Here is an 18,883-nt window from a genome sequence, read left to right as displayed (position 1 = left end):
TGATTTGCCCGGGAGAGCGTTATGAAACTGCTGGTCGTCGAAGATGAAGCGCTGCTGCGTCATCACCTGAAAACCCGCCTGACGGAAAGCGGCCACGTGGTCGAGTCGGTGGCTAACGCCGAGGAGGCACTGTACCAGACCGCGCAGTTCAACTTTGACCTGGCGGTGATCGACCTCGGACTGCCGGGCATGAGCGGGCTCGACCTGATCCGCCAGTTGCGCTCAAGCGGCAAAACCTTCCCGATACTGATCCTCACCGCGCGCGGCAACTGGCAGGACAAGGTCGAAGGCCTGGCCGCCGGCGCCGACGATTACGTGGTCAAGCCGTTTCAGTTCGAAGAACTGGAGGCCCGCCTGAATGCCTTGTTGCGCCGCTCCAGCGGATTCACCCAGTCGACCATCGTTGCTGGCCCGTTGCTGCTGGACCTGAACCGCAAGCAGGCGTCCCTCGACGAACAGCCGCTGGCACTGACCGCGTATGAGTACCGCATCCTCGAATACCTGATGCGCCATCACCAGCAAGTGGTGCCCAAGGACCGCTTGATGGAACAGCTCTACCCGGATGACGACGAGCGCGATCCGAATGTGATCGAGGTGCTGGTCGGCCGTCTGCGCCGCAAACTGGAGGGGCCGGACGGGTTCAAACCGATCGACACCGTGCGCGGCCTGGGCTACCTGTTCAATGAGCGTTGCACTTGATCCGTTCGCTGCGCATTCGCTTGATGCTCGCTGCCACGCTGTTGGCGGTGTTGTTCATGCTGGCTCTGCTGCCGGCGATGCAAGGTGCCTTCAGCCTGGCGTTGCAGGACTCCATCGAGCAGCGTCTGGCTTCGGACGTGACCACGCTGATCTCTGCCGCACGGGTGGAGAACAACAGTCTGCAGATGCCGGCGCAATTGCCTGACGAACGCTTCAACCTCACCGACAGCCGGCTGCTTGGCTACATCTATGACCGTGAAGGGCATCTGGTCTGGCGTTCGAAGGCGACCCAGGAAGAACGCATCAATTACAAGCCGCGCTACGACGGGCGTGGCAACGAGTTTGCGCGGATCCGCGAAGCCAATGGCCAGGAGTTCTTCGTCTACGACGTCGAGGTCAAGTTGCTCGGCGGTAAAAGTGCAGCCTTCAGCATCGTGGCGCTGCAGCCGGTTCGCGAGTACGAACTGACCCTCGAAGGCTTGCGGGAAAATCTTTATCTGGGTTTTGGCGCGGCACTGCTGGTGCTGCTGGCGTTGCTGTGGATCGGACTGACCTGGGGCTTGCAGGCATTGCGGCGCTTGAGCCAGGAACTGGACCAGATCGAAGGTGGCACCCGCGAAAGCCTCAGTGAGGAACATCCCCGTGAATTGTTGCGCCTGACCGGTTCTCTCAACCGTTTGCTGCACAGTGAACGTGAGCAGCGCAGTCGCTACCGTGATTCCCTCGATGACCTGGCCCATAGCCTGAAAACGCCGCTGGCGGTGTTGCAAGGCGTCAGTGAAGACCTGGCCCAGCGTCCTGAGGATCGCGATCAGGCCTGGGTGTTGCAAACCCAGATCGAACGCATGAGCCAGCAGATCAGCTACCAATTGCAGCGCGCCAGCCTGCGCAAAAGCGGTCTGGTACGTCATCAGGTGCGCTTGCACCCGGTACTGAAAAGCCTGTGCGACACACTGGACAAGGTCTATCGCGACAAGCGCGTGCACGTCGCGTTCGATTTGCCCGACCCGTGTTACGTACCGATCGAGCAAGGCGCTCTATTGGAGATGATGGGCAATTTGCTGGAAAACGCCTATCGCCTGTGCCTGGGCGAAATACGCATCAGTGTGCGTGAAACTCTCAGCGGCACCGAGTTGTGTGTCGAGGACGACGGCCCCGGCGTACCACAAAATCAGCGCGCACGGATTCTCGAGCGCGGAGAGCGTCTGGATCGCCAGCACCCGGGGCAGGGCATCGGCCTGGCGGTGGTCAAGGACATCATCGAGAGCTACAGCGCCAAGCTGACCTTGGGTGATTCACCGATGGGCGGTGCGGCGTTCCGGATTCTTTTTCCGGTGGTTTGACCTGAGGTTTGATAGTGTTCTTTCGAGCCTCTTCGTGGGCTTGCCCGCGAAGAGGCCAGTGAAGACACCAAAAAATTCAGCCTTGAACCTCAGTGTTCCTGCGCCCGATAAGCCCCCGGTGTCAGCCCCGTCCACTTCTTGAACGCCCGGTGAAACGCCGACGGTTCGGAAAACCCCAGCTGCTCGGCGATCTGTTGCAACGACAGGTCAGCGCGGCTCAGGTGATAAATCGCGATGTCCCGGCGCAACTGGTCCTTCAATTCCTGAAAGCTCGAACCCTCTTCCCGCAAATGCCGGCGCAAGGTCTGCGGACTGATGTGCAGGTGGGCGGCCACGGCTTCCAGGTCGGGCCAGCGTGAACTGTCGCGACTGAGCAAGCGCCGCAGGCGGCTGCTCAAACTGTCGCCGTCATCCGGACGCGAGAGCAGGTCGGCGGGGGAGCGCTCGAGGAAATGCTTGAGGGTGCGTTCGTCCTGCAACAGCGGCATGGCCAGGTAGCGGCTGTGAAACAACAGGCTGCTCTGGGGCCTGGAAAACTCAAGCGGACAGGAAAACAACAGGTCGTACTCGGCGCCGTGTTCGGGCCGGGGGTAGCTGAACGAGGCCTGTTCCAGGCGAATACGCTGGCCGATCAGCCAGCTGCCGAAACGGTGCCAGATCACCAGCAGGCTTTCGCTGAGGAAATGGTCCGGGTCCCAGAGTTGCGAATCGTCCAGGCTCAGGCGCACCCATTCATCTTCTCGGCTCAGGGTCAAACGCGGAGCCCCGGGGAATAGGCTATAAAACAATAAGCCGCGATTGAGTGCCTTATCCAGGTTGCGACAGTGAATCACGGCATGGCACATCATCGCGAAGCTGCCCGGCCTGCTTGGGGCTTGCCCGAACCCCAGGTACTCGTCGTCCAGCGCCAGCCATAACGCCTGGATCAGTTGGGTGAATTGCTCAGGCGCGATGCGTGCCCGGGGCTCGTCCAGCAACTCGGGGCTGATCCCCAGTTGTTGTAGCACGCCGCAATAGTCGTAGCCGTGCCGACGCGCACCACCAAGGGCAGCGCGGGCGAAATGACTGGCGATGGTGCGTTCGCGCATGGCAGCAGATCTGACCGTTGATCGACGGATGTTAGCTGCGCACCGTGGGCATGAACAGGGCGGATATCCGCCAAATAGCAGGACGACTTTTAATTGAAGGGCGGAAATCCGCCACATGTTTGTAACCGTTCGGTGACAGGGATTCGCTGCAACCCCAGAGATCAACAGGCTTGCAGGGATTTTACGGAAGGTGGCACGGGCCTTGCGATACAACGTGCAGATGCCTGCCGTTGCGCAGCTCGAAAAAACAAATCCCTCCAGTGCAGGAGGGTTCGCAATTGCGGTGTTGCGGGCAACAGATGGATGTTGTCACCGGGCACCCTTGAGGAACTTTGCAATGACGACTCGTCAGCCACTGTACAAATCCCTGTATTTCCAGGTGATCGTTGCAATTGTCATCGGTATTTTGCTCGGTCACTTCTATCCGCAGCTCGGTGTGGCGGTAAAGCCGCTGGGTGACGGGTTCATCAAACTGATCAAAATGATCATCGCCCCGATCATCTTCTGCACCGTCGTCAGCGGTATCGCCGGCATGCAGGACATGAAAGCGGTCGGCAAGACTGGCGGTTACGCACTCCTTTACTTTGAAATCGTTTCGACCATCGCTTTGCTGGTGGGTCTGGTCGTGGTCAACGTCGTGCAGCCAGGTGCTGGCATGCACATCGACGTAAGCACCCTGGATGCCTCCAAAGTCGCTACCTACGTAGCGGCTGGTGCTGATCAAAGTGTCATCGGCTTCCTCCTCAACGTGATCCCGGCCACCATCGTTGGCGCATTCGCCACGGGCGACATCCTGCAAGTGCTGATGTTCTCGGTGATCTTCGGTTTCGCCCTGCATCGCCTGGGTGCCTACGGCAAGCCGCTGCTGGACTTCATCGATCGCTTCGCCCATGTGATGTTCAACATCATCAACATGATCATGAAGCTCGCGCCGATCGGTGCCTTCGGTGCCATGGCGTTCACCATCGGTGCCTACGGTGTCGGCTCGCTGGTGCAACTGGGTCAACTGATGGCGTGCTTCTACATCACTTGCCTGCTGTTCATTCTGATCGTGCTGGGCTCCATCGCTCGCATGCATGGCTTCAGCGTGCTGAAGATGATCCGCTACATCCGTGAAGAACTGCTGATCGTGCTCGGTACTTCTTCTTCGGAATCGGTGCTGCCACGCATGCTGGTCAAGATGGAGCGTCTGGGCGCGAAGAAATCCGTGGTAGGCCTGGTGATCCCGACCGGCTACTCGTTCAACCTCGACGGTACCGCGATCTACCTGACCATGGCGGCCGTGTTCATTGCCCAGGCAACTGACACCCACATGGACATCACGCACCAGATCACCCTGCTGGTGGTGTTGTTGCTGTCCTCCAAAGGCGCCGCCGGTGTGACCGGTTCGGGTTTCATCGTACTGGCTGCGACCCTGTCCGCCGTGGGCCACCTGCCGGTTGCCGGCCTGGCGCTGATCCTCGGCATCGACCGCTTCATGTCCGAAGCCCGTGCCCTGACCAACCTGGTCGGTAACGCCGTAGCCACCATCGTCGTGGCCAAGTGGGTCAAGGAACTGGACACCGACGTGCTGCAAGCCGAGCTGGCTTCGGGCGGTCGCGGCATTGCCGACGAGCCTAAAGATGATGTTCTGGGCCACGTCGAAGGGGCAACCCCGACGAACGCCAAGTAAGCCTTGTTGTAATGAAAAACCCGCTTTGGCGGGTTTTTTCATGCCCGGCGATTGAGCGTAACGGTCACTGCGCGTGGCATATAAGGTGATTGCTGCAAAGCAATCGGCTGCCTAGGCTGTGGGCATCGTTAAGGGAGAACGCTCATGCTCGGTCCACTGGCATCACTCAAGGTTCTGGATTTCTCGACACTGCTGCCGGGGCCGTTCGCCTCGTTGCTGCTGGCGGACATGGGCGCCGAGGTGCTGCGCATCGAATCACCGACGCGCATGGATCTGCTGCGAGTGTTGCCACCCCATGATCAAGGCGTGTCAGCCAGTCATGCCTACCTCAACCGCAACAAACGCAGCCTCGCCCTGGACCTCAAACAGCCTGAGGCCCTTGAGGTGATCAGGTCGTTGCTACAGGACTACGACATTGTGCTCGAGCAGTTTCGCCCGGGTGTCATGGAACGTCTGGGCCTGGGCTACGAAGCCCTGAAGGCGATCAATCCCAAATTGATTTATGTGTCGATCACCGGCTACGGCCAGACCGGCCCCTACAAGGACCGCGCCGGCCATGACATCAACTACCTGGCCCTGTCCGGGCTGGCGAGTTACACAGGTCGTGCCGACAGTGGGCCGCTGCCGTTGGGCATGCAGGTGGCGGATGTCGCCGGTGGTTCGCTGCACGGGGTGATTGGCTTGCTGGCGGCGGTCATTGCGCGACAGCAAACCGGTCAGGGCCAGCACCTGGATGTCAGCATGACCGACTGCTCGTTCAGCCTGAATGCGCTGGCAGGTGCCGGGTATCTGGCCTGTGGCGTCGAGCCGGGGCCGGAAGACCAGGTGCTCAATGGCGGCAGCTTCTACGATTACTACCGATCCCGGGATGGGCGCTGGCTGTCGGTGGGCAGCCTGGAACCGGTATTCATGAAACAGTTGTGCGCGGCGTTGGGGCTTGAGGAACTGGCCGGCCTCGGCCTGTCTGCGGCGCACCAGCAACAGCTTAAAGCCGCGCTGAAGGTCGAATTCGAAAAGTATGACTTTGCCGAGTTGCGCGCGCTTTTCGCGGAGCTGGATGCTTGTGTCGAGCCGGTGTTGAGCCTGGGGGAGGCGCTGAGTCATCCGCAGTTGCAGGCGCGGGACTTGGTGACCGATGTGCCCCGTGGCGATGGCTCGACCCAGGCACAGATGGCTTGTCCGCTAAAGTTTTCGCAAGGTTTGCCTGAGCCCCGGCATATTGGCGCGGCGTTGGGGCAGCATACGGATCAGGTGTTGAGGGAGTTGGGGTTTAGCATTGAGCGGATCGAACAGTTGCGGCGAGCCAAGGTGATTCTCTAGTGCCTGTCAGGCCGCCATCGCGAGCAGGCTCGCTCCCACATTGGGTTTGTGTCACGCCAAAGATCCCCTGTGGGAGCGAGCCTGCTCGCGATAGCAGCGTCACAAACACTGAAAATCCAACTACTCGACCCGCATTTCCCCACTGAACACCAGGGTATTGCGGCACCGCCGGCACAAATACCGCCGACCTTGCCGAACCAGGCTGTGGCGCTGGGCGGAAAACGGGAAGTCGCTGTCGGCGCACGGGCATTTGTAGATGTAGCGGGTCACGCGGCGGCGTTTGACGTCATAGGTGTGGCAGCGGTTGGGCGGCAGTTCGTACACGCCGCGCATGATCAATTGCCACTCTTCGCCATGGGGCTGAATGCGGTCGCCGAACAACTGATGGGCGATCAGGTGCGCGACCTCATGGGCCACGGTCTGCTTGAGGAAGTCTTCGGTGTTTTCCTGGTACAACTGCGGATTGAAGCGCAGCAGGTTCTCGTGCAGATGCGCGACACCGGCTTTTTGCCCGCGCAGCTTGAGGCTCACCACGGGTCGCTTGAAGGGTCGTTTGAAAAAGGATTCGGCTTGTTGGAAACAGTCTTCGACGCGGGTATTGAGTTGCTCGGGCATGCTCGATGGATCTCCAGAGACGTCGAGTATGCCGCAACCCTCGGGCCTTGCGAATCGCCAAGGTGCCGAATGGTTGTGTGCCTGCTCGTTGCTGAAGAATGAAAAGGCCGCCTTGCGGCGGCCTGTGTCGGTCGTTTCTGATTATCAGTGATGAGCGGCTAACTGGTATAGACCGGCCCCACGCCGAGTCCCCAGACAATCACGGTGAACGCCATGATGGCGACCAGCACCACCAGGCCTACGGCGAGCACCGAACTTGAAAACAGGAAGCCCTCGTCAGATGGAATGTTCATGAATGTCGGCAAGCCCACGTACAGCAAGTACACCGTGTAGCAGATGGCGGCGGTGCCGACGATCATCCCCAGCCACAAGTGCGGGTACAAGGCGGCGAGGCCGCCGATGAACAGCGGTGTAGCGGTGTAGGTTGCAAACGCAATGCAGCGGGCCAGGCTTGGGTTGGCGTCATAGGTGCGGGCCATCCAGTGAATGAATGCGCCCATTACCGCGACACCGCCGAGCATCGCCAGGTACGACATGATCGTCATCCATATCGCGCTTTCTACGGTCAGCATTACGGGAGGTCGATTGCCGATGACCCAGCCGACCTGTGTGGTGCCAATAAAGGCAGACACGGCGGGGATCGCCGCCAGGATCAGCGTATGGGTCAGGTACATGTGGCTGATGCTTTCCTCCTGATCGCCACGGATTTCTTTCCATTCTTGGTCAGGGTGGGTGAAGAGCCCCACTACGTGATGGATCATGCCAGTCACTCCTCTTGTCTTTACCGTCGCCCCCCAGTGGAGCGCCTACAGGCCAATGCGGCCAAGCAAGTCACAGGTCTGAAATTCGTATGCGACCTTATGTCGCAGTATAGGGATGAGTTTCCCTGGAGGAAGTAGGGGCTTTAGAGCAAATCGCGCTGTAAACCCCAGGCCTAATCGCGGTTGCGTCTGTAGGAGCTGCCGAAGGCTCGGTCCGCGCTCGGGCGATCTTTTGATCTTTGGCCATTTCAGCGCCACCGAAGATCAAAATCAAAAGATCGCAGCCTTCGGCAGCTCCTACAGGTTGATTTTTTGCGTAAAATGCCGGCCTTTCGTCACACCTCACGGATTTCGCGTCATGGGCACTCTCACGGTCAACCAGAACAAACTGCAAAAGCGCCTTCGCCGACAGGCCGGTGAGGCGGTTGCCGACTTCAACATGATTGAAGACGGCGACAAGGTCATGGTCTGCCTGTCCGGTGGCAAGGACAGCTACACCATGCTCGACGTGCTGATGCACTTGCAGAAGGTCGCGCCGATCAAGTTCGAGATCGTGGCCGTGAACATGGACCAGAAGCAGCCGGGCTTCCCGGAGCACGTGCTGCCGGCCTACCTCAAAGAACTGGGTATCGAGTACCACATCGTCGAGAAAGACACTTACTCGGTGGTCAAGGAGCTGATCCCGGAAGGCAAGACCACCTGCTCGCTGTGCTCGCGTCTGCGTCGCGGAACGCTCTACACCTTCGCCGACGAAATCGGCGCGACCAAGATGGCCCTCGGTCACCACCGCGACGACATCGTCGAAACGTTCTTCCTGAACATGTTCTTCAACGGTTCGCTCAAGGCCATGCCACCGAAGTTGCGCGCCGACGATGGCCGTAACGTGGTGATCCGCCCGCTGGCCTACTGCAACGAAAAAGACATCCAGGCCTACTCGGACTTCAAGCAATTCCCGATCATCCCGTGCAACCTCTGTGGCTCCCAGGAAAACCTGCAGCGTCAGGTGGTCAAGGAAATGCTGCTGGACTGGGAGCGCAAGACCCCGGGCCGTACCGAGAGCATTTTCCGCAGCCTGCAGAACGTGATCCCGTCACAACTGGCGGACCGCAACCTGTTCGACTTCACCAGCCTCAAGATCGACGAAAGCGCGGCTTCGCGATTCGTCAATGTGGTCAATCTCTAGTCAAAAACTGTAGGAGTGAGCCTGCTCGCGATCGCGCAGTGTCAGTCGACATCAATGTTGAATGACTAACCGCGATCGCGAGCAGGCTCACTCCTACATTTGTTTATTGTTTCAACCTCCAGGAGAGGGCATGCGCGACTACAAGTGGCTGAACGAGTACTGCTTGAACCGTTTCGGTTCAGCGGCTGAACTGGAAGCCCACCTGCCCGTTCCCAAGACTCCCGCGCAATTGCGCAAGATCAGCGACGATCGCTACCTCTCGATGATGGCGCTACGGGTATTCCGCGCCGGGCTCAAGCACAGCCTGGTGGATGCCAAGTGGCCGGCCTTCGAAGAAGTGTTCTTCAAGTTCGACCCGGAGAAAGTCGTGCTGATGAGCGCCGAACACCTGGAGCGGCTGATGCAGGACACGCGGATCATCCGTCACCTGGGCAAGCTCAAGAGTGTGCCGCGCAATGCGCAGTTCATACTGGACGTGGCCCATGAAAAGGGCAGCTTCGGCGCGCTGATCGCCGATTGGCCGGTGACTGATATCGTCGGGCTCTGGACCTTTCTGAAAAAACGCGGACATCAGTTGGGCGGTCTGTCTGCCCCGCGCTTCTTGCGGATGATCGGCAAGGACACCTTTGTACCGAGCTATGACGTGGTGGCGGCGCTGAATGCGCAGGACATCATCGACAAGGTGCCGAGCAGCCTGCGCGACCTGGCGTTGGTGCAGGACGTGTTCAACCAGTGGCACGAGGAAAGTGGCGGGCGGCCGATGAGCCAGATTTCGATGATGCTGGCTTATACCGTCAATCATTGAGGGTTTGGGTGGCCCCAAAAGATCGCAGCCTTCGGCAGCTCCTACAGGGGAATGTGTAAGCCTGTAGGAGCTGCCGAAGGCTGCGATCTTTTCTGTCAGGCGACGGAAACTTCGTCCTCGCCAGCCAACTTGCGATTCAACTGATACCGCCAGCGCACATACAACAACGCTGAACAGAACACCGCCAGGCTCGCACCCATCTCCAGCAAACCGAAGATTTGCCGGTTCGGGTCATAGGCAGCCAACGCGCCCTTGATGAAATACAGGTTCACCACAAAGCACATCCAGGAATGCCCGCGAGGGCTGCCGACGATCATCCCCGGTGCCAGAATCAGCAGTGGCACCAGTTCGATCAACAGGATCACCCAGGGGCGTGCCCCGTGCAGATCGGCAATCGCCAGGTAGTAAACACACAGCAGTCCCACCAGGCCGAAAAAGCACAGCAGGCTGATGGCGCGCATCGCCTTGACCCGTGCTTCGAGCCAGTCAATGGCGGGCAGAATCTTCGGCTTCTTGGCCACCTCAGCTCTCCAGTTTCTGTGCAGTCTTGGCCAGGCGCATGCCCAGCGCGCGGCACAGCGCCACTTCATGGGTATCCAGACCGCTTTTGCCGTCGGCACCGGCGTGGTGGCTGGCGCCGTAAGGCGTGCCGCCGCCCTGGGTTTCCAGCAGGGCCGATTCGCTGTAGGGCAGGCCGGTGATCAGCATGCCGTGGTGCAGCAACGGCAGCATCATCGACAGCAGGGTGGTTTCCTGGCCGCCGTGCAGGCTCGCCGTGGAGGTGAATACACCCGCCGGTTTGCCCACCAGGGCGCCGGTCAGCCACAGGTTGCTGGTGCCGTCGAGAAAGTACTTGAGCGGCGCGGCCATGTTGCCGAAGCGGGTCGGGCTGCCGAGTGCCAGGCCGGCACAGTTCTTCAGGTCGTCGAGGCTGGCGTACAGCGCACCTTCGTCGGGAATCTCCGGCGAAACGGCTTCGCACTCGCTGGAAATCGCCGGCACCGTGCGCAGGCGGGCCTCAAGCCCGGCCTGTTCTACACCGCGGGCGATCTGCCGGGCCATTTCGTTGGTCGAGCCGCTGCGGCTGTAGTACAGAACCAGAATGTACGGTGCACTCATGGCAACAGTTCCAGGATCTGCTCCGGTGGGCGGCCGATGATGGCTTTGTCGCCGACTTCGAGAATCGGTCGCTCCATCAGTTTCGGGTGGGCGGCGATAGCGGCGATCAATTGCGCTTCGCTCAGGCTGTTGTCGGCCAGGTCGAGGGTTTTGTACTCGTCCTCGCCGGTGCGCAGCAAATGCCGGGCGCTGATCCCGAGTTTGCCCAGCAGGCTCTGGATTTGCGCGGCGTCCAGCGGAGTGTCGAGGTAACGGACCACGGTAGGCGTCAGGCCACGGGCTTCAAGCAGTTCGAGCGCACCGCGGGATTTCGAGCAGCGCGGGTTGTGATAAAGCGTCAGATCGGTCATGAGCGGGTCGCATCTTGCGTAAGGTGGCGGCTATTCTAACTGTGCAGCGCGCAATCCAGAACCGTGAGAGGCGATGGGTCGCAGGCGCATTCAATTTTTGACAAGGAACACGACATGACAAGGCGACTGGCAGCGGCATTGGCGATCATCGGGGCGTTGATGCTGGGGGGCTGCGGGAATGACTATGGCATCGACCAGGACGGCCACAAGATCGCCGCCGACCGACTGGACGGCAAATGGCTGGTACTTAACTACTGGGCAGAATGGTGCGGGCCTTGCCGTACCGAGATCCCGGAGTTGAATGCCTTGGCCGAGCAGCTCAAGGACAAGAAAATTGGTGTGTTCGGGGTCAACTTCGACAACGTCCAGGGGCAAGAGCTGAAGGGCGCGAGCGAGAAGCTGGGAATCAGGTTCACCGTGCTGGCGCTGGACCCTACCGAGCTGTTCGAGCTGCCGCGCAGCGAGGTGTTGCCGGTGACGTACATTATCGATAACAAGGGCAAGGTGCGTGAGCAGTTGATGGGGGAACAGACGGCGGCGGGGGTGATGGCGAAGCTTGAGGCATTGCAGGCGAAGAATTGAGTTGTTCTTGAGAGAAAAGATCGCAGCCTGCGGCAGCTCCTACAGGGTGTACGACAATCCATGTAGGAGCTGCCGCAGGCTGCGATCTTTCAGGGGATCAACCCTCCTCAAGCCACCAACGCAGCGGCTTGCCTTCGGCTGGCCAGAAGCGCATCTGCTCGATCGGGGAGACGTCCCAGCGCTGGACGTTTTCCAGGGCCTGGAGGAAGCGTTTTTCCTGTTCCATCAGCGCCGGCGCGCACAGTTTGCGGGTGCTGCCGATTTTGCCGAAGGTCAGTTTGTCGCCATCGAGGGTGTACGGCGCGAACCAGTGATTGCAGCCACCATTGCCGTAAGCCCGGCCGTCTTCAGCGAGGGTGATGGTCAGGTGGCTGTAGTCCATCAACGGCCGTTCGCCGATCCATTCCAGAATGTAGCTGCGGTTTTGTTGCAACTGCACCGGCTCGGCGGCGCAGCCCAGCAGGCTGGCACCGGCCATCGCGCTCAGAGCGAGGCGTTTCATCACGCAGGCTCCTGGCATTTCGGGCACAGGTGTTTCTCGCCAACGGTGGTCCAGCCCAGATCGGCAATCCGCGCAGTGGCGGCAGGCTTTTCGGCCTTGTTGCCCAGCTTGGCATCGACGGCGAACTCGAAGCTCAGCTCTTTGGCGCAGCTGTCACAGTTCACTTGCCAGGTATGAATGGCCAGTTCGCCGAATACCGGGCCACTGGCCACCGCGACCCATTGACCGGGCGGGTTGATCAGGTGGCGAACCGTTTCGACGGTCAGGCGCATGGACAAGTCCTTGGCACCCTTGAGGGTCACGACCAGCACGTCGTTGTTGCGAATCGAGCCACCGTTGCCGGTGACCTGATAGCGCCCTGGCACCAGGGCGCGGCATTCGGTGAGGGTGTGTTGCGGGTTCATCAGGCTGTAGCGGAAATCGTGTTCGACCATGGGTCCTCCAAATATGCGCGATATGCTATCACGGGCTTGCACACCGCATCGCGCAGGCAGATGACCTTCGATCCGTTTCAGTCTCCCGTCACCTGGTTTTCCGGGGTGCCCGCCGTCCAGGCTGCAATGTTGCGCAACGTGGTGGCGGCTATCGCGTCCAGCGCTTCGCGGGTCAGAAAGGCCTGGTGTGCGGTGACGATCACGTTAGGGAAGGTCAGCAACCGGGCCAGTACATCGTCTTGCAGCGGCAGGTCGGAGCGGTCCTCGAAGAACAACTGCGCCTCTTCCTCATACACATCCAGCCCCAGGTAACCCAGGCGACCGTCTTTCAGGGCATCGATCAGCGCCGGGGTGTCCACCAGGCCGCCACGTCCGGTATTGATCAGCATTGCGCCCGGTTGCATGTGCGCCAGGGATTGGCGGTTGATCAAGTGCTTGCTCTGCTCGTTGAGCGGGCAGTGCAGGCTGATGATCTGCGATTCGGCCAGCAGCTGCGGCAGGCTCAGGTAGCGCGCGCCAAGGGCTTCGACCTGCGGGTTGGGGTAGGGGTCACAGGCCAGTAACTGGCAGCCAAATCCGCTCATGATTTTGGCGAAGGTGGCACCGATCTGACCGGTGCCGACCACGCCGACGGTCTTGCCCACCAGGTCGAAACCCGTCAGCCCCTGCAGTCTGAAATCCCCTTCGCGAGTGCGGTTGTAGGCGCGGGGCAAGCGGCGGTTGAGTGCGAGGATCAGCGCCACTGCATGTTCGGCCACCGCGTGGGGCGAATAGGCCGGGACGCGCACGATGGCCAGTCCCAGACGTTTTGCCGTCGGCAAGTCGACATGGTTGTAACCGGCCGAGCGCAGGGCGATCAGGCGAGTGCCACCGGCGGCCAGGCGTTCGAGTACCGCCGCGCCGAGGTCATCATTGATGAACGCACAGACCGCTTCATACCCCTGGGCCAGCGCCACTGTGTCGAGGCTCAGGCGCGCAGGCTGAAATTGCAGCTCGATGCCGACCGGTTGATCGGCAGCTAGAAAACTGTCGCGGTCGTAGTTCTGGCTGCTGAAAAAAATCGTACGCATGATGTCCTCTCTGTCCCGTTTCTGTAGGAGCTGCGGTGCGGCGATCCGACTTGCCTGCGAAGAGGATCTCAAACCCTGTGCTGTCTCTGAGGCCGCCTTCGCTGGCAAGCCAGCTCCTACAGGGTTTGCGCTGAGCTTATGCTGATATTTGATTGACGCAGTTGCGCTGCATCAAGCATTCATGCGCGCCTGGGCCGCCAGGCGATTGATCGCCCGGTCGAGTTCCTCCAGTGCCACGCCGGCATTCGGGTCCTGTTGCTTGAGCAGGGTTTCGCTGCGTTGGCAGGCCGCACGCAATTGCGGTACGCCGCAGTAACGCGTCGCGCCATGCAGGCGATGGACCCGTTCGATCAGGGCGTTGTGGTCGTTGCTTTGCTGTGCGAGGCGGATGGCTTCGCGGTCAGCCTCCAGGGACGCCAGCAGCATCGCCAGCATGTCCGCCGCCAGATCAGCCTTGCCGGCGGCCAGGCGCAATCCTTCGTCGTGGTCGAGTACCAACAGGTCGTGGGCGCCAGCATGCCCATCGCCGGAGCGTTCCGGGCTGTGATTGCGCAGCGCCAGGCCGCTCCATTTCAGCACCACCTGCGCCAATTGCCGTTCGCTGATCGGTTTGGTCAGGTAGTCGTCCATGCCGCTTTGCAGCATCGCGCGTTTTTCGTTGGCCATGGCGTGGGCGGTGAGGGCCACGATCGGCAGCGGCGTGCAATGGCGTTCGCTTTCCCATTGGCGGATCGCCTCGGTGCTCTGGCGGCCGTCCATGCCGGGCATCTGCACGTCCATCAACACCAGATCGAATGTCTCGTTCTGCACCGCCTTGATGGCGGCAAAACCGCTTTCCACCGCGAGCACATTGGCGCCCATGTCTTCGAGCAGGGTCTGCACCAGCATCAGGTTGGCCGGATTGTCGTCGACGCAAAGCACCTTCGGTGCACGGCTGGACAACGGTTCGCCCGGCTCGCGGCGCATCGGGCGCGGGTTGACCAGATCAGACAGGGAGCGTCGCAACTTGCGGGTACAGGCCGGTTTCGCCTGGAGCTGGCTGTGGGGGTTGGGCACGGAAAGATGGAACAGCGTCTGTTCCGTGGTCGGGCACAGCACCAGCACTTTGCAGCCAAGATGCTCGAGGTCCCAGATGTGCTGGTTGAGGCGTTCCGGCGGCATGTCGTTGCTGGTGATGCCGAGCACTGCAAGTTCGATCGCCTGATCGGTCTGGTGGGCGGCGGTGACGCCATTGGTCAGGCTTTCCAGGGTGTTGAACGGTGTGGTGTTGAGGCCGCAGTCTTCCAGTTGATGCTGCAACGCCTGCCGGGCCAGTTCGTGGTTTTCCAGCACCGCCACCCGGCGCCCGAGCAGCGGCGCGGCGGGCAGGTCTTCGGCATCGTCACGGGTTTTCGGCAGGCTCAGGCTGATCCAGAATTCCGACCCTTCCCCCGGCGTGCTGTCGACGCCGATCTCGCCGCCCATCTGTTCGATCAGGCGTTTGGAAATCACCAGGCCCAGGCCAGTGCCGCCCGGTTGCCGCGATAGCGAGTTGTCAGCCTGACTGAAGGCCTGGAACAGGGCGCGTACGTCCTGGCTCGACAGGCCGATGCCGGTGTCCTGAATGCTGATGCGCAGCTGCACGGTGTCTTCGTGTTCTTCTTCGAGCATGGCGCGGGCGACGACGGTGCCTTCGCGGGTGAACTTGATCGCATTGCTCACCAGGTTCGTCAGGATCTGCTTGAGCCGCAACGGGTCGCCTACCAGTGACAGCGGCGTGTCCCGATACACCAGGCTCACCAGTTCCAGCTGCTTGGCGTGGGCGGCCGGGGCGAGGATGGTCAAGGTGTCCTGGAGCAGGTCGCGCAGGTTGAACGGAATATGGTCGAGCACCAGCTTGCCAGCTTCGATTTTCGAGAAGTCGAGAATCTCGTTGATGATGCCCAGCAGGCTGTCGGCGGATTTTTCGATGGTGCCCAGGTAGTCGAGCTGGCGTGGGGTGAGCTCGCTTTTTTGCAACAGGTGGGTGAAGCCGAGAATGCCATTGAGCGGCGTACGGATTTCATGGCTCATGTTGGCCAGGAATTCGGACTTGATCCGGCTCGCTTCCAGGGCCTCCTTGCGCGCCAGATCCAGCTCGATGTTCTGGATCTCGATGGTTTCCAGGTTCTGGCGCACGTCTTCGGTGGCCTGGTCGATGCTGTGCTGCAATTCTTCCTGGGCATTTTGCAGGGTGCCGGCCATGCGGTTGATGCCGGAAGCCAGTTCATCCAGTTCCTGGCTGCCGAGGGGCGGCAAGCGGGTCTCCAGGTGGCCGTCCTTGAGTTGGGCCACGGCCTGCTTGATCTGGCTCAACGGCCGATTGATCGTGCGGCCCATGCGCAGGGCCAGCAGCGCCGCACCGATCAGTCCCGTAGCGATCAACATCAAGCTGGCGAACAGGCTGCGGTAACCGCGCAACAGCATGTTGTTATGGGACAGTTCGAGCTCGACCCAGCCAAGCAGGCGGTCTGCTTCTTCGGGAATCACGTCTCCGGCCAGATTGCGGTGTTTGCCGAATACCGGCAGCAGATAGCGGGTCGCATCGCTGCCGCTGTGGCGCAGCATTTGCGTGCCACTGCCAGAGGGCGTCTGATTGAGCATGGTCGGGCCGGCGTGGGCCAGCAACGTGCGGTCGGGAGCCAGGAAGGTCACTGCCCGTACGTCGGTTTGCTCCAGGGCCTGGGTGGCGATGCGTTCGAGCAGTTCGTTGTCCTGATGGCCCATGGCTGGCGCCGTCAGTGGAGCCAACTGCTCGGCGATCATTTCGCCGCGCTGCATGAGTTGGGTTTGCAGGTCAGCCTGTTGCATCCAGGTAAAATACCCCCCCAGCACCAACGCCATCAGGCTGGTTGGCAACAGGGTCAGCAACAGCACGCGGCCTTTGATTCCCAGTTTCTTGAGCACGCATCTCTCCTGCATCCCGCTATTTATAGACCCGTACATGCATCCGCCATGCACCACTTGCGCAGTGTAGCGATTTGCTCGCGGGCAATCTTCGTAAAAATGGTGCAGTCATTCGTCCGCCCGGGCGACTCTTTGGCGATACGGACAAACCGTGGGTTGCCCCTGGCGAGGCAATCTTGAATAATCGCTCAACTGAGAATTGCTTGCAGATAGTCATGACTCCCATCACTGCTGGCCTCCCCCGAATCCTGTCCATCGAAGACGACCTTGTGCTCGGCGCCTACGTTCACGAGCACCTGGACCGCAGCGGCTTCCAGGTGACCTGGTGCCAGAACGGCCAGGAAGGCCTGGACATTGCCCGCCGGCAGCCTTTCGACGTGGTGTTGATGGATATCCTGCTGCCGGGCATGGACGGCCTGGCGGTACTGACTCAATTGCGCCAGAGTCATTCCACCCCGGTGTTGCTGATGTCGGCCCTCGGTGCCGAGGCCGATCGCATCAGCGGCTTTCGCCTGGGGGCCGACGATTACCTGCCAAAGCCCTTCAGCATGGTGGAGTTGCGGGTGCGCATCGAAGCCATTCTGCGGCGGGTGGCACTCGACCGCCGGCCCGCACCCGCAGTGGCAGCCCCGTCGATGGACAGCCTGCGTTTCGACGATGAAAGCTTCGAGGTGTTTTATGGCGAACAGGCTGGCGGCCTGACCCGCAGCGAGTATCGGCTGCTGGAGACGCTGCACCGCAGCGTCGACGAAGTATTGAGCAAAGCCTTCCTCTATCAACAGGTGCTGCAACGCGGTTATGCGGCCCATGACCGCAGCCTGGACATGCACATCAGCCAGATCCGCCGCAAGCTCAGGGCCATTGGCTACACCGAGCGCGAAGTGCGTACGGTATGGGGCAAGGGTTACATCCTGAGCGCCGCCGATGAAATGTAACGTGCCGGGCAGGCACTCGCTGTTCTGGAAACTGGCTTGTCTATTGGTCGCTTTCTGTCTGCTGATGATCTGGTTGAGTTGGTCATGGGGGCGTTACATGGAGGAGCGAAACCAGTTCCTCTCCGATGAGGCCCGCGGCACCCTGTCCGGTTATGCCGCCGAAGCCGAGCAGGCGTGGAAGCAGCGCCAGAGCGCCGGTGTCGATGACTGGCTGCAAGGCATGGGTCAGCGGGAAAAAGGCTGGGTCGGTGTCATCGGTGGTGATTTGCAGTCCTTGAGCAACCAATCGCTGACGGACAAGGAAGTCGAACGCCTGACTTTTTTGCGCGGCCTCGATTGGCCCATTCACAAGAAAGGCCGGCCGTGGATACGCATACCGTTTCCCGGCGACCCGTCCACTGGCAGCCTGGTGATCGAACTGCCCGAACGCTTTCTGCCTGGGCAATACCGGGTGTTCTGGCGGGTGATCACCAACGGCGTGATTCCGGGGTTGTTCACTTTGCTGCTGTGCGTCGGGCTCTACCGTTTGCTGGTAGTGCCGCTCAATCACTTGCGTGAGCAGGCCAATGCCTGGCGTGCCGACCAACTGAATGTGCGCCTATCGAGCCGCACCACCAATCGTTCCGATGAATTGGGTGAGCTGGGGCGGGCGTTCGATCACATGTCCGAGCGCCTGCAAAGCACTGTGGCCTTGCAGCAGCAACTGTTGCGCGACCTGTCCCACGAATTGCGCACGCCTTTGAGCCGCCTGCGGGTGGCCAGTGAAAGCGAGCAGGGGCTGGAGCCATTGCGCGAACGTATCGGTCGTGAGGTCGATGGCATGCAGCGCCTGGTGGAAGACACGCTGCAACTGGCATGGCTGGACACCGAGCGCACCCGGTTGCCCGACGAGGCGATTCAGATCCAGGCCCTGTGGGAAATGCTCACGGAAAACGCCTGCTATGAAAGTGGCTGGCCCGATACGCAGTTGCAATGCACGGTGGATGCATCCTGCTGGGTTCGCGGTCATCTCAATACCCTGGCCCAAGCGTTGGAAAACATTCTGCGCAATGCCATTCGTCATTCGCCGACGGGAGGCATCGTCCAATTGGGCGGACGGCGTGATGGCGATTTCTGGCACCTGTGGCTGGAAGATCAGGGCGGTGGAGTGGCGCAAGCGGATCTGGAGCGGATCTTCCTGCCGTTCACCCGGCTCGACGGTTCGCGGCCGGGGGATGGTGGGTTTGGGTTGGGGTTGAGCATCGCCCGGAATGCGGTGCAGCGTCAGGGTGGACAGCTGTGGGCGCAGAGCACCGGGACCGGGTTGCGCTTGAATATGCGTCTGTTGGCGGATGATGGTGGTGCCCGTGACGACGCCATCGCGAGCAGGCTCGCTCCCACATTGACTGTGTTTCAACCGAAAAATATGTGATCACCTCAGTCCCCTGTAGGAGCGGGCTTGCCCGCGATGAGGCCCTCATGTTCACCGCAAAATATCTGC

General features: G+C 60.7%; 19 protein-coding genes. 9 read left to right on the top strand and 10 right to left on the bottom strand.

Going from position 1 to position 18,883, the window contains the following annotated elements; genetic code table 11:
• Positions 1-21: 21 nt before the first annotated feature.
• Together AC1DKH_RS12005 and AC1DKH_RS12000 are read left to right on the top strand one after the other, a co-directional pair.
• The gene (locus AC1DKH_RS12005) at positions 22-699 is read left to right on the top strand and encodes a response regulator (RefSeq protein ID WP_477798260.1); all 678 of its coding nucleotides are present in this window, start codon (positions 22-24) and stop codon (positions 697-699) included.
• On the top strand, positions 696-2,042 hold the full coding sequence (locus AC1DKH_RS12000; protein WP_477752830.1) for an ATP-binding protein: 1,347 nt from the start codon (positions 696-698) through the stop codon (positions 2,040-2,042). The genes AC1DKH_RS12005 and AC1DKH_RS12000 overlap by 4 nt, the downstream gene beginning before the upstream one ends.
• Positions 2,043-2,131: 89 nt before the next feature.
• Here AC1DKH_RS12000 and AC1DKH_RS11995 read toward each other — a convergent pair whose 3' ends face one another.
• A complete protein-coding gene (locus AC1DKH_RS11995) occupies positions 2,132-3,130 on the bottom strand; it encodes an AraC family transcriptional regulator (protein ID WP_477752829.1) in 999 nt (332 codons plus the stop codon).
• Positions 3,131-3,467: 337 nt separating this feature from the next.
• Here AC1DKH_RS11995 and AC1DKH_RS11990 point away from each other — a divergent pair, with 337 nt between their 5' ends.
• Entirely contained in the window at positions 3,468-4,802 is a 1,335-nt protein-coding gene (locus AC1DKH_RS11990; RefSeq protein ID WP_477752828.1) for a dicarboxylate/amino acid:cation symporter, read from the top strand.
• Positions 4,803-4,946: 144 nt separating this feature from the next.
• Positions 4,947-6,122 carry a CaiB/BaiF CoA transferase family protein gene (locus tag AC1DKH_RS11985; protein WP_477798259.1) on the top strand — a complete coding sequence of 392 codons (1,176 nt, stop codon included), beginning with the start codon at positions 4,947-4,949 and terminating at the stop codon, positions 6,120-6,122.
• Positions 6,123-6,242: 120 nt separating this feature from the next.
• On the opposite strand, the gene AC1DKH_RS11980 is transcribed toward AC1DKH_RS11985, so the two are convergent.
• On the bottom strand, positions 6,243-6,737 hold the full coding sequence (locus tag AC1DKH_RS11980) for a SprT family zinc-dependent metalloprotease (RefSeq protein ID WP_477752826.1): 495 nt from the start codon (positions 6,735-6,737) through the stop codon (positions 6,243-6,245).
• Positions 6,738-6,895: 158 nt separating this feature from the next.
• Entirely contained in the window at positions 6,896-7,498 is a 603-nt protein-coding gene (locus AC1DKH_RS11975; RefSeq protein ID WP_008051494.1) for a Yip1 family protein, read from the bottom strand.
• A 358-nt stretch (positions 7,499-7,856) separates the two neighbouring features.
• Here AC1DKH_RS11975 and ttcA point away from each other — a divergent pair, with 358 nt between their 5' ends.
• Together ttcA and AC1DKH_RS11965 are read left to right on the top strand one after the other, a co-directional pair.
• Complete coding sequence (ttcA, locus tag AC1DKH_RS11970) at positions 7,857-8,681, top strand: tRNA 2-thiocytidine(32) synthetase TtcA (protein WP_223456101.1); 825 nt, start codon at positions 7,857-7,859, stop codon at positions 8,679-8,681.
• Positions 8,682-8,811: 130 nt separating this feature from the next.
• A complete protein-coding gene (locus AC1DKH_RS11965; RefSeq protein WP_223456102.1) occupies positions 8,812-9,486 on the top strand; it encodes a DNA-3-methyladenine glycosylase I in 675 nt (224 codons plus the stop codon).
• A 95-nt stretch (positions 9,487-9,581) separates the two neighbouring features.
• Here the strand turns inward: AC1DKH_RS11965 and AC1DKH_RS11960 are convergent, their stop codons facing one another.
• From AC1DKH_RS11960 to arsC, 3 genes are read right to left on the bottom strand one after another with little or no spacing between them, the layout of a single operon-like run.
• The gene (locus AC1DKH_RS11960; RefSeq protein ID WP_477798258.1) at positions 9,582-10,007 is read right to left on the bottom strand and encodes a DUF2069 domain-containing protein; all 426 of its coding nucleotides are present in this window, start codon (positions 10,005-10,007) and stop codon (positions 9,582-9,584) included.
• Between the two features lies 1 nt (position 10,008).
• Positions 10,009-10,605: an NAD(P)H:quinone oxidoreductase gene (gene wrbA, locus AC1DKH_RS11955; protein WP_477754809.1), complete on the bottom strand. Its 597-nt coding sequence runs from the start codon at positions 10,603-10,605 to the stop codon at positions 10,009-10,011.
• Positions 10,602-10,955 carry an arsenate reductase (glutaredoxin) gene (gene arsC / locus AC1DKH_RS11950; RefSeq protein WP_477754810.1) on the bottom strand — a complete coding sequence of 118 codons (354 nt, stop codon included), beginning with the start codon at positions 10,953-10,955 and terminating at the stop codon, positions 10,602-10,604. Before arsC ends, wrbA begins: the two co-directional genes overlap by 4 nt.
• Before the next feature lie 114 nt (positions 10,956-11,069).
• Here arsC and AC1DKH_RS11945 point away from each other — a divergent pair, with 114 nt between their 5' ends.
• Entirely contained in the window at positions 11,070-11,537 is a 468-nt protein-coding gene (locus tag AC1DKH_RS11945) for a TlpA disulfide reductase family protein (RefSeq protein ID WP_477754811.1), read from the top strand.
• A 97-nt stretch (positions 11,538-11,634) separates the two neighbouring features.
• Here AC1DKH_RS11945 and AC1DKH_RS11940 read toward each other — a convergent pair whose 3' ends face one another.
• The 4 genes from AC1DKH_RS11940 to AC1DKH_RS11925 all read right to left on the bottom strand — a co-directional run bounded on the left by AC1DKH_RS11940 (position 11,635) and on the right by AC1DKH_RS11925 (position 16,468).
• Positions 11,635-12,039, bottom strand: coding sequence for an META domain-containing protein (locus tag AC1DKH_RS11940; RefSeq protein ID WP_477754812.1), 405 nt, complete (start codon positions 12,037-12,039; stop codon positions 11,635-11,637).
• Positions 12,039-12,473 (bottom strand): hypothetical protein, encoded by a 435-nt coding sequence (locus tag AC1DKH_RS11935; RefSeq protein ID WP_477798257.1) that lies wholly within the window; start codon positions 12,471-12,473, stop codon positions 12,039-12,041. Before AC1DKH_RS11935 ends, AC1DKH_RS11940 begins: the two co-directional genes overlap by 1 nt.
• A gap of 77 nt (positions 12,474-12,550) precedes the next feature.
• Positions 12,551-13,543: a 2-hydroxyacid dehydrogenase gene (locus AC1DKH_RS11930; RefSeq protein ID WP_477798256.1), complete on the bottom strand. Its 993-nt coding sequence runs from the start codon at positions 13,541-13,543 to the stop codon at positions 12,551-12,553.
• A 171-nt stretch (positions 13,544-13,714) separates the two neighbouring features.
• Positions 13,715-16,468 (bottom strand): response regulator, encoded by a 2,754-nt coding sequence (locus AC1DKH_RS11925; RefSeq protein ID WP_477754814.1) that lies wholly within the window; start codon positions 16,466-16,468, stop codon positions 13,715-13,717.
• Positions 16,469-16,683: 215 nt separating this feature from the next.
• Here AC1DKH_RS11925 and AC1DKH_RS11920 point away from each other — a divergent pair, with 215 nt between their 5' ends.
• Both AC1DKH_RS11920 and AC1DKH_RS11915 read left to right on the top strand, forming a co-directional pair.
• Entirely contained in the window at positions 16,684-17,403 is a 720-nt protein-coding gene (locus AC1DKH_RS11920; RefSeq protein WP_477798255.1) for a response regulator transcription factor, read from the top strand.
• Positions 17,393-18,814: a histidine kinase sensor domain-containing protein gene (locus AC1DKH_RS11915; protein ID WP_477798254.1), complete on the top strand. Its 1,422-nt coding sequence runs from the start codon at positions 17,393-17,395 to the stop codon at positions 18,812-18,814. The genes AC1DKH_RS11920 and AC1DKH_RS11915 overlap by 11 nt, the downstream gene beginning before the upstream one ends.
• Positions 18,815-18,883: the final 69 nt, after the last annotated feature.

It is taken from the genome of Pseudomonas sp. 05L36 (assembly GCF_056398125.1).
The sequence above is the reverse complement of the archived record's forward strand: the minus strand, read 5'-3'. Positions and strand labels throughout refer to the sequence as shown.